Annotated in this window: 7 protein-coding genes and 1 pseudogene; 6 read left to right on the top strand and 2 right to left on the bottom strand. The window is 61.0% G+C overall.

Features of this window, described 5'->3' with window-relative positions:
* Positions 1 to 1,854: 1,854 nt before the first annotated feature.
* Entirely contained in the window at positions 1,855 to 2,307 is a 453-nt protein-coding gene (locus IPM54_12295) for a hypothetical protein (protein ID MBK9260590.1), read from the top strand.
* A gap of 581 nt (positions 2,308 to 2,888) precedes the next feature.
* On the opposite strand, the pseudogene IPM54_12290 reads toward IPM54_12295, so the two are convergent.
* A pseudogene (locus IPM54_12290) lies at positions 2,889 to 4,070 on the bottom strand (AAA family ATPase).
* 653 nt (positions 4,071 to 4,723) lie between these two features.
* Between IPM54_12290 and IPM54_12285 the strand changes: the two are divergent.
* The 5 genes from IPM54_12285 (at position 4,724) to IPM54_12265 (ending at position 10,242) form a co-directional block, all read left to right on the top strand.
* A complete protein-coding gene (locus IPM54_12285; protein MBK9260589.1) occupies positions 4,724 to 5,281 on the top strand; it encodes a hypothetical protein in 558 nt (185 codons plus the stop codon).
* A gap of 725 nt (positions 5,282 to 6,006) precedes the next feature.
* On the top strand, positions 6,007 to 6,651 hold the full coding sequence (locus IPM54_12280; protein MBK9260588.1) for a hypothetical protein: 645 nt from the start codon (positions 6,007 to 6,009) through the stop codon (positions 6,649 to 6,651).
* 82 nt (positions 6,652 to 6,733) lie between these two features.
* Entirely contained in the window at positions 6,734 to 6,874 is a 141-nt protein-coding gene (locus IPM54_12275; protein MBK9260587.1) for a hypothetical protein, read from the top strand.
* Positions 6,875 to 7,132: 258 nt separating this feature from the next.
* On the top strand, positions 7,133 to 8,476 hold the full coding sequence (locus tag IPM54_12270) for a cytochrome P450 (GenBank protein MBK9260586.1): 1,344 nt from the start codon (positions 7,133 to 7,135) through the stop codon (positions 8,474 to 8,476).
* 98 nt (positions 8,477 to 8,574) lie between these two features.
* Entirely contained in the window at positions 8,575 to 10,242 is a 1,668-nt protein-coding gene (locus IPM54_12265; GenBank protein MBK9260585.1) for a hypothetical protein, read from the top strand.
* 55 nt (positions 10,243 to 10,297) lie between these two features.
* Here IPM54_12265 and IPM54_12260 read toward each other — a convergent pair whose 3' ends face one another.
* The gene (locus tag IPM54_12260) at positions 10,298 to 11,140 is read right to left on the bottom strand and encodes a hypothetical protein (protein ID MBK9260584.1); all 843 of its coding nucleotides are present in this window, start codon (positions 11,138 to 11,140) and stop codon (positions 10,298 to 10,300) included.
* Positions 11,141 to 11,348 lie beyond the last annotated feature (208 nt).

The following is an 11,348-nucleotide window of genomic DNA, read 5'->3' as shown; positions in this document are numbered from 1 at the left end:
CCCGTCGTCCTTGGTGACGCACGTGCCCGCCAAGCGCCCGCATAACACCGTCGTTGCTGTTGGAGCACAAGAAACGCGGATCGTCCCTCTTCCCAGTGGGCACCGGCGGGCTGTAACATTGGCCCGTGGAATGCTGGCGACAAGCCCGACGCAATACGCGCCTGCCGCAGCCATGCCTGGGCGCTTGCAGACGCCAGGATACCCGCACGGGCTGATCCCGCCGCAAATCGTCCCTCCGGCACGTCCCTCCGGCTTCGTGCCCAAGCGGCTCGCAGACGAAATCACCCTTGGCAACCGCTGAAGCTTTCAAACACGCCCGTGCCCACACTCGACTGCAGTTATGTCCGTGGGCACAGCCATTTTCACCCTGGGTAGCGGGCTTGCACGGGCCAAGCCGATCGGATCCCCCTTCCGGCGCTGGCGCGCCGTAATTGCAAAGCAGCCTGGTCGATGCACCATTGTTCCGCAGACAAGGTTTGTCCTCTCCCGCCCCAGCTCCTCACAGATGTTGTCGAAACGACAAATCAACCCAATCTCGCATTCCTCACACGGCTGCCCGCGCGGAGTCCGTTTCTCGCAGTTGTTCATCTGGAGCGAGCAAAAGTAGGGCCTCTTCGCAGTCTTCGCGCGTTGGGTGACAGACGCTGACGTCCCGTCTGCCGTCTCGATGACCTGCACTTCGCAGCCGAACACGCACTGCTCGCCCAGGCTGTGCTTCTGACAAGACGACGAGAAAGCAAGGCGATTCCCGCGGAGCAGGCCGAACCGCGCAGGACGCCCCCTCTCTTGCGTTGCACTGTGGATTGTTTTCGCGCCATGATGAGCACTCTATGGGAAACCAACGAACACACAGGAAAGAAAAAGGCATGATGTACGGGGACTTGCGGCGAGCGGCCTCGTCGCGGCGAGCTCCTCGGCGGAGCGGCGAGCCTGCCGATGCAGGGGGTCGTCGTGCCCGTCGGGTGGAGCGAATCGTCGACGCCGAAGGTAGCCGCGGCGAATCCATCGCGCGACGTGGACTGAATGGCGACGGCTTCGCGGACCTCGTCACGCTGGACACCGCCGCGCGATCTGAATTGGGTCGTTCTACCCCGGCGGGCAAGAGGCATCCGCTTCGACGAGGGCTATTATCATGCGCACCCGGCGGCGACTACGCGACCCTTGTCCGGGTCTCCCACGCGGGAGATGTCGACGCCGATGGGTACTTCCGACTTGCTCGTCGGGCAAGGACGTGCCCGAAGCAAACGCAAGTCTTTCTTTATCGCGGCGGCCCCAACGGGCCCACGATCCCGAGGCCGTCGTGCTCGAAGAGTCCACGCCGCCCACCGAGGAGCGCGCCGGGCATACTGGATATCCCGCCGGTGACCTCAATGGCGACGGGCTACGCCGACGTGCCTGTCCTGCGCCCCTTTGCGAGCGTCGCCGTGCATGGCTCCGCGAGCGGCCCGAATGGCAAACCGACCTCGAGTTTGGCAACATCGGAAGCAACAGCCCGTCGGCGTCACCCCGTCGGCGACCCGGCAAAACGACGGCTACGATGACGCCCTCGTCCGGCGAGCGACCATGGCGACATAGCCGACGTGCGCCTCCCCCGCGGCAGCGCTTCGGGGCTGTCGACCGAGGCCAGCGCAGATGCCCGGCGAGCTCACCTTCGGCGGCATCACCGGCAGCGTAGGGCGGCATCAGCCTCGACTTCGACGCCGACGGCATTGGGGACCCTTACTGGCTGGCAATTGGCCCAATGCTTTCTCAGCCCTGACCGAACAGCAGTCGATGCGGAGACGCCGCGTTTTGTATTCATGGCTCCGCGGGCGAGCAATTGAACCGGTATTTTTTTTCGGCAACCTCCGCGGGATGGCCACGGAAATCGTCGAGCCCGGTGTACGGAAAATCGTCAGGGCCGTAGGCGCCGACGAACGGCGACGGCCACGTGACGTCAACGGCACTTCCTACGAGCTGGTCGACGACGGCACCGGGCCGCTGGAGCTCAACACGATTCGAGGCATCGGGGGCTTCTACGGCGGGCCTTCGCGCACCGAGGAAGAGGTGACGGCCCTGAGCTTTGCCGTCGCCATCAACCAGAAATACATCGACGCCGCGAACACGAGCGCTTTCGCGCGCGCGGCTGGCTGCCCGGGTGACATCGACGGCGACGGTTTCGAGGACTGCGTGCAGATCGGTGAATCTCGCGTTTTCCTTTATCGAGGCTCACCGAATGGCCTGCGCCTCGCCGAGGAACGGCTGCTCGTCACGGACACGCGCACCATTGCGACGCGCGCCACGCTCGTGTCGAAGCTTTTCCAATAAAAACCCCCCGAACCTCCTCTTGCCATCATCGGCGTAAGGTCGGTCGAGTCCGTCCACGTACATCGGCCGAGCGTGTCCGTCGTATGACGGCGGAGGACGTCAACGCGACAGGGGTAGCCGGAGGCATCCGCCGGCGAGAACAATGCCGGCCTTGACCATTTGCCGATATTCAGTCGTGCTGACACTTAACGCCGTCTTGCCACTCGCGACCCAGAACCAAGCACGGATGCTTTTTTTGCCTCCTGCAAGCTCCGAATCGTATTTTTTCCTCGGCCCACCTTTTCTTTCGCACCAGCAACTCGACTTCACGGGGCGTGACGGGGTGAACTTCGACCCCACGACCCGCATCGAAGTATCTTCAGTGCCCAGCCAGTAATCCCACCGCGCTTCGTTTTTCTTGGCGGGATGTTTCGCATACGCTTCGTCATCGAGGGCGATGCTATCGGTGACGAGATGCGGCGGGTTGCAAATAACCTTTTCCGGCTCCGGCCAAAGCTTGCTTTCCGGGTTTTACGTGCGCATGCAAGAAGCTTTGGGTTCACCAGCGCCTTCTCGAAGCGCACCTTTTTCTTTGCCCGCGATTATCCATTGATCGCCTCGGCCACGACCCGGTTGAAGTTCGAGCTGAATGCCGTCAGGCCACCCCATCCTGCTTCGACCAGGTTCTCGGCAGATGGATCCAACCCTGAAATATCCGTAGCCACGACGGATGGCTCGTCGGCCGATTCTTCAGAAGTGCATGGCATACGTGCGCAGGCTCTTCGTGAAGACCCCTCCTTCAGGACGGGATTGGTTCTTTTATTGGCGGGAATATCAAAAGCCTTCGCCAAAAGGTGGTGATTGGCACCATGCTCCTGCAACTGCCGAATCGCAAAGACCACGTCGAGCACGAGCGGCGCGTGCGTCGAAATGATCACGCGATAACCACGCCAGAGCAGGTCGAGCACGAGGAGCATCACGACCGAAATCGCTCTCGGATGCAAGCCCATTTCCGGCTCTTCGATGACCACCCAATCAATCTCTGGGACTTTCCGTTGCTGACGCGCAGGCAGGAGGTGATAGAGGCCCAAGAGCAGCGGCGTGAATTCGCGTTGCCCGGCTGTCCACGTCATGAATGGGAGCCGCGCATCACCATACCGAAGCTCCAGCCGCTTTCGAAGCGCTTCCTTGTCGAGCTGCACACGGCCGCCATGGAATACCGCATTGTCAATTGCCGTCCGGTATTCTTCTTTTAATCGCCGCGGCACGGGGAAGAGCTCCGTATCGTGTGGATCGCCGAAGAGCGCAAACAAGTTCTGGCTGAACAAGCGAGCGATTGCCGGGGTATCGGCGTTCAATCTTGCAAACGGCGAAGGCCAGCCATCGGCAAGCAAGGTTGCACGATGGGCGGAATATAAAACATCGACGCATTCTTCGATGCACGACTCCGGGGCAAGCTTTTCGGGCACGAGGGTTTTTTTGCCCACCCGAACGTCCGTCTTTTGTGCCAAGCGTGGTGCATTCCTTGGCCAAAGTAGACGTCCAGAATTTTTCCTGGTTCCGACGGTATGGCCCGCATCGCGGAGCGCGGACAAGACTTCTGGCGCGTCGAGGGCGAGTTTGAAAAGCTGAAGGATCAAACTTTTACCCGAGCCTTGCGGTCCGACGAGGACGGTCAAATCGCCGAACGAAACGGTCGCCTGCCGAATCTGGGCGAAGTTTTGGACCGATAGCGTCTCGTAGGTGTGCTCGGGGATTTGGGGTGCTCGTGCTGGGCGGCGCATGTTCGATGGGGCTCGTTTGGGCGGTCCGGACAGGCTAGGCGGTAGCGTCTCGCCCGTCAACGAAGTTGTTTGCCGGACGGGCCGCGCTGGCGGTCCCCTTTTCAAGCCTTTACAACCCCGTCCCCATCATCTCCCGCGCCCGTCTCACCATGTCATCGCCACCTCGAAAACGTTGCCCAGCGCTTTCCACCCTTCATAATGCGCATGCAAAACACTTCCCCCACCCCACTCGCTACGTCATCCCCCATCACCGAATGCGCCCACCACCCGTTTCAATGCTTTACCTGCCCACCCAAAATGGTCCCCATACCCCGCTCACCACTTCATGCCCCCACCACCATCGTTTCGCTCCCCCTCCTCAACACTTGATGACGCAGCAGCAAACGCTTCCCCCGCCCTTCTAAAAACTTTGTAACGCGACGCGTCGTCAAGGATCGCCAGAGCAAATAAATCTTGAAACCATGTGGTGCGTTCCCGTAGGGTTGCATCCTGTGTTGGAGGTTGAATGAGTGCGACGTTGAACCAGATTCCTCGTGCGGAAAAGCGCGAGATTGCAACAAAAGTCCTTGCCAACTTGAAGGCTCCGGGCAGCTCAGGGGCCGGCCGAACCGGCGCTCGATGCGTATATTCCCGAACTGACTGACATCGAAGCGGTGCTGGATACGCAGGTAACGGCGAGCACGCTTGCGGATGCCAAGCGCGTGGCGCGACTTGCGCGGCTCGATGCGGCCGACGATGCCGTCGATACGTGGTATCGGCATATCGAGAGCTACCTCGAGATCGAAGCGCGACGAAGGGCATCACCGCATGCAGCCGCCGCAGGAGCACTACACGAAGCAGCCTTTTCGGATGGGCTCGCGCATATCAATGATCCCATCGCAGACGAAAATCGCATCTGTCGCGAGGCGCTGGTGATATTGCGATCGAGTGAGCATGCGGCCACGGTGCAGGCGATCGAATTGCCGGCGGTGTGGTTCGATCGCTGGGAAACCGCGCTCGATGAAAGCGATGCTGCCTATAAAGACGTCGACGCTGCGCGGTCGGACAAACAGTCGAGCGTCAATGCCGGGCGCGATGCCGAAGCGGAATGGGTGGAGCTTTCGTGCGCCTGCGGCGATACGTATCGAGCCGAGCGAAACGATCTGGACACGGCGCGAATTCAGGAAGGAAAAGCATTGCTAGCGCCCTCTTGGACGTGCTTGGCAAACTGAAAGCGCAAGCAGCCGCCCGTGCAACTCGAAGGCGCAATGCGGAACAAGCGCCGACCAACGAGTAAAGCACGCAATCTGCGCCTCGCTGAGGAACGCTTGCTCGTCACGGACACGCGCACGGTCGCCACCCGCAATTCACTCGTGTCGAAGCTTTTCCAGTAAGAGCCCCGCGAACCTCGATCACGCCACGCATCCAGTGCGGCGCGGCGCAGGATCCGCATTTGATCCCGAACCCCTTGGCAGGTAGAAGGACCCGGGTTGCCAGGTCGGGTGGAGCGCGTGCATTCGGGTGCGCTCGCGGTGATGAATGCCCCGAAGAGGCATCATTGCATGCGCCAGCACGCACCTCGAGTCGTGGCACGCCGGTTGCTGCTGCGGTGGAGGCCGAGTGTCTGCCCATCACGCGGCCCATTGACGCCAACGTACTGGAGACGAATTCCATGCGAGCCATTCTCTCTGCAATCGCCATTGCGGCGCTTGCCATTTGTGCTTGTGGACTCTACCGAATCCCGATCTGGTGCTTCTCAACCATCGACGGAGCGCGCTGACGGCGTCGCGCCAGCAGCAGGGCACGATGAGAGTGCAGGGCCTATGGCACGGCAAGTCCTTCCCGGCGCGTGGCAAGCGGGCTCGATCCGGCGCTTTCACCCGCCGAAGGCTCAAGCGCGCGCAGGGCGTGAACCTCGGTGGCGGCGACGCGACCGAGCCCATGGTACAACGCTTCGATGAAGCGGTTGTCCAGCAAAACATGCGGGAGGTCTTCTGAATCGTCGCGGTGGGTCTTCTTCCCCGACGGAACGTTCGAAGTACGTGCCTACAAGGGCCATATCCTTTCCGCGCGCCTCATGGGGACCTACAGCTCGGGTTTGTCTCCTTGGACGATCACAGGCAATGGGCGCTCGCAGGACAATCGACCAGTCCCCGATGGACAGCGCGTGAGCGCCACGATTCATTATGCGCACGCGAACGAAATCGTCCTCCAGGTATCGTTCGATTGCACGTTCGGCGATGCCTCTCTCGGAGCCGCCCGCATGGCCGGGAGTGGGTGGGGAACGACATGGGCCATCCATTTTTCGAGCCGCTTCGATTTGCCGCTCGAACGAGGCATTCACCGGCCCAACCAGGGCAATGCGCTGGTGCTCGCCAGCCACCCCATTCCACTCGAAAATCCGGCACACGCTCCGCAAGCACCTCCAAGCGACGATCCATTGATGGATCAGGCGCGACGAACGATCGCAGGCGCCGACCAACTCCTTGCCAATGGGAAAGCGAAACAGGCCTTCGATCAAGGATTCTGGGAGTTTTATCCCGATGGCACTTTCCGCTATACCCACGATCCGCTTCGCTTTTTTCCCATGCACGAGCTCTGAGGGACGTTGGGAGAGTGAAGGCGAAGGAGTCATTAGCTACTCTGCCAAGACCACCTATGGAGAAGGCATTCTCGCGACGACCGTGAGCGTCGATGGTGAGATGTTCGGCGTTGGCAGCGACGGCGCGCGAGCAAGGCTGACGTTTCGCTCCCAGGACGACATGGCCCGGTATGAATACACGTTCCAGCAGAAGTACCGCGTGGACCAGTCCATGGGGAAATAATTTATTGGCAGGGGGCTTATTACCATGGTCACGTCGCCATGGGTGAATGAACCCACGGGGAACATCCGGACCGACCTGCGTTTCCCGGCGGAGCGATTCCTCCAAAGCCGCTCTCCTCTTCATTTCGTCAAAAATCCATTCATTCGTTCCTGCCGCCGCTTTCCATTCGTGATCGAGCATTGTCGAAGTTCGTCGCAGCGGGTCGCGCACGCATGGACGAGGCGCGCGCTCGTGCCTATGTAAGGGCACGCCAGATCCATGCCTCGACCGGGCTACAACCGAATGAAGGATCGGATGGAAAACCGAACGGATGATCAAGCGACGAACGCGATAACGATATCGCTCGACCCGAACCTGGCCCACGAGGGGTATGCCGTTGCGCGAGCCAATGGGGCGGTCGTGAACGTGAAATTCGCGAGCGCCGGAGAAGACGGCGGCGAAAAAAACGATGTCCAGGATTTTCTCGCACAGCCGCATCTCTTCGTCAGCCGTTACGACGAAGTTCTGGCGGCTCTGGTCGATGGGCGGTTGTCCTCGGACCCGCGTAGCGCCATGACCGAGGCGCAGCGCAACAAGTTACCTCCGGTCGTCGAGGAATTCCGATTGCTATCGGAGAGCCTGCTCTCCAAGGATCCGCCGGATCACACGCGGCTGCGCAAGCTGATTCAGCCGAGTTTCTCGCAACGCGTGATGGCGAGCATGCGGCCGCGTATTCAGAAAATCGCGGACGAATTGCTCGACAAAGCGGAAAGCGAGGCGCAGGAGCGGAGCGAGTCGGCACCCGATCGGTCCATGGACATCATTACGGCATTTGCCTATCCCTTGCCCGTCACGGTCATTTCCGATATGCTCGGCATTCCGATCGAGGATCGCAAAGAGGTCCAGCACTGGACGGAGAATTTGCTACGAGTCGATCGGCGGCGCACTGGGCAGATGGATGAAGAAACGCGTTCTCGGATGCGCGAGTTCATTTCGTACTTGCGCGATCTTTTCAAGAAAAAGCGCGCCAAGCCGACCCATGACATGATAACGCAACTGCTCCAGACCGAGGAGGAGGGCGACAAGCTGAACGAAGACGAAGTGCTCTCGACGGTATTTCTGCTGTACCTCGCGGGGCACGTGACGACGGTGAATTTGATCGGCAATGGCGTCCTGGCGCTGATGCTGCATCCGACCGAGCTGGAGAAGCTGAAGAACGATCCGCAACTGGCCCCGAAGGTCGTCGAAGAAACGCTGCGATATTGGGGGCCGGTCGATTTCGTTTCGGCACGGATCGCAAAAGAATCGTTCGAAATGGGCGGACGAACGATTCCGAAGGGTGAACCGGTGATGGTCGGTTTGGCGTCCGCGAATCGTGATGCGGCGCGTTTTCCCAATCCGGACACCTACGACATCACGCGTGAGGGGGCCGAGCGTCACGTGGCGTTCGGCAAAGGAATCCACCTTTGCGTGGGTGCGCCGCTGGCTCGGGTCGAGGGGCATATCGCATTCGAAACGTTGTTCAGGCGATTCCCTGGATTGCGACTCGGCGCCGCCCCCGAAGACATCCGGTGGAACAATTCGTTTCTGCGAGGCATTGCGAAGCTGCCCGTGCTGTTCTGAGCGTCCTTCGCGGCCGAGGATCGACGCGCGCGAAAGCTCTTCTTTCCAGACAACGGGCTTTCATCCACACGCCACGAATTCGTGTTATCCTCCCCCTCATGGACCTCCGGCCCTTTTGCCTTGCCCACGACAGCGCCGCTTTCCTCCCAGCCGAATACCTCGGCGCAGACGGCCTCGAGCCCGAAATCCGCGCCGTGCTGCGCGAAGTGCCCGGCTTGTCCGGCGAGCACCTCGACCTCTTCGATCGCGGCTTCCGCCTTTACCGCAAGCGCGCCGCGTCGCTCTTCGACCGCGCCCCAGGCTCGTGGCTGCCGCCTCGCAAGGCCAATCTCCTCGTCATCACCGATCCTCGCCGCGTAAGGCCCTACAGCCAGCCTTTCCTCGGCGTCACCTGGTGCCTTCACGCTTCGGACCTCGACCCGCGCCTGTCCAATGAAGAATGGGTGTGCTACCAAATCTTTCACGTCGAGCGCCTCGCCTTTTTGCGGTCGGTTCGCGCCTCCGTTTGCTTCAACTCGAGTTATTTTTTGACGCTCGACGACGACGAAAAGCGCGCCTTTGCCCGTGCCGCATCGCGCGCGACGCGGCCGGATGCCCGTGCGTTCCTCGCGCTCGCCCGCGCATTGCCATGGATTGAAAAGCTTTATCATTCGCCGCTCCGGGAACCTCGCCCGGATCATCCCGAGCCGCTCGGGCACGTGGACGGCGCCGATTTGCTGATTCCCCGAAGCGTCCGGCCGGATCTCGTGGAGCTGCTCGGCGCATTCGAGAGCAATGCGCGCGACGTGGAAGCCGCGTTTCTCGCATCCCAAGCCGAGACGTTTCCCGGTGACGCGCCCGTGGACGAACTTTGTGCTTTTCTCGAATCCGCGCGTCCTGACGTCGAAATCGTGGATGGTACGGGTAAAACGGTTTATTCGCCGGAGTTCGTGGGCGGTCTGGACGAAGTGCGCGCGGCATTGAAGGGCCTCGCGTCATGGGCGGGCGCGAGCCTCGAAGCGGATCTGCGGCTCGTCGACGAGAAAAGCCGCATGGTGCTCGCGAGCTTGCGTGATCCCGACATTCTATCGCGTACGAGCGACGTCGTGGAGCAAGACGGGGGCGTGTACATTCGAGCCGATCGGCGGCGCATCGTGTACACGTTGAACCAGCCGAGCTTCGACACGATTCGCGAGGAAGGCTCGCCATTTCACAGGCAGCTCCTTGCGGCGCGAGTCGTGCATGAATGGGGGCACCTCGTGCACGAGGCTCGGCTCATTGAAGTCCCCGAAACGCGGCGGGCCGAATACGACGAGGCAGTCGGTGCATTGGAGCAATGCTGGACGGACATTGTGGAGGCCATGCCCGCGCGCCTCGAGGAAGACGTGACGGACGAGCTCGAAGGGATGGGCGCGACGCGTGCTTCGGCGGGACGAGCGCTCGCTCGCGCGACGTTATCGCGGCTTTCGGATTACGTGTCGAATGTGTTTTTCCGGAAGTACCTCACGCCCGACGAGCTATCGTGTTATGTTCGGACGAATGTGCGTCACCACCTGAACGAGGAGCTCGGTCCGCTCGCGCAGCTCGTGCGGCACGCCATGGAATTCCAGTACCTCGCGCTGGCCGAGATTTCGGATCCCATGGGGTATTTCCTTGGGACTTCGTACTTCGAGGGGTATTTTCTTCGCACGGGGGTATTCACGGAGCAGCGAGTGCGTGCGCTTTTTGACGCGACGGCGCGTGTTTGCGCTTGTTACGAGCTGGATCGGGCGGCGTTCGTGGAATGAGGTGTCGATGTGATGGTTGCTCGTCACGATCGTTGCGTACGATCGGATCACTTCGCTACGTTCCTTTGGTGCCGCCGCTATTGGGATCCGTAGGCGATTGGCGTCCTACCAGCGTTGGATCGATCCATGGCAACGTTTTTCTCCAGAGATCTGGCGGAACGGGCGGTTTCTCCAATGCTGGCCCCTCGACGATCATGTCGCGCTCGATGGCGGCGAGCGTCTCGCGTCCGAGCTTTCGCACGGGTTCGACGGCGATTCGAGGCGCTTCGTGTTTGTCCTCGTCAAGGTGAATGGCGGCGAGCGTCTCGCGCCCGAGCTTTGGCGCAGGGCCCACAGTAATCGCGGGGATGTCTCGTCGTTTCGTATCCAGCTCGATGGCGGCGAGCGTCTCGCGCCCGAGCTTTGGCGCAGGGCCCACCGTGATCACCGGTGCATTTTGCAGCAATTCATCCAGGTTGATGGCGGCAAGCGTTTCGTCCCCGATCATCGCTTGCGCGCGCACTTCGATATGCGGCGCTGCGTGAGGGGCGTCGGGAGGAGCCAAAAACGCCTCGATCACAGGCAGTTGTTGCTCCATCGCTTCCCGCACCGAATGGCGCGATGCGCTGTTCGTCATCACCACGCAGACAATCCGAGCGGACGCTGCGACGCCAAATCCAACATCCACGTGCCCGGGGCCGCCATAAGGCACGAGGTCCCCGCGCGGCAAGGACAAAAATCCGACATCGCGTTTTCCGATGAGCACTTCCGCTGCCGTCGCGAGCAATTTTCGCCCCGCTTCTGGCATGAGCGGCGGCGCATCACGCGTCACGAGCGCGGCTTCACGCGTGAGCGCAAAGGCGAATTCGGCGCCTGCAGCCTGGCGAAGACGCTCCACGAGGTCATCGAGTGTCGACATCGTGCCAGTGTAAACGAACGGCGCGTTTCAGGAAATCAAGAAATCCTTTGCGTGATCGTTTGCTGCAAGCTTGGTTTCGAAGATCGGACTGCAGCTCGATGTACCCCTCGGATTGAAGCTTCAGACAGCGCTGCAATTCGACTGGAGTAAATGGGTCCGGCACCCTGGACAAGCGGATGCTTTTTTAGTATCTGCATTCATGGCCGAC

It is taken from the genome of Polyangiaceae bacterium, from assembly GCA_016715885.1.
Classification (GTDB): Bacteria; Myxococcota_A; Polyangia; order Polyangiales; family Polyangiaceae; genus Polyangium.
This window is presented reverse-complemented; position numbering and strand designations above follow the sequence as displayed.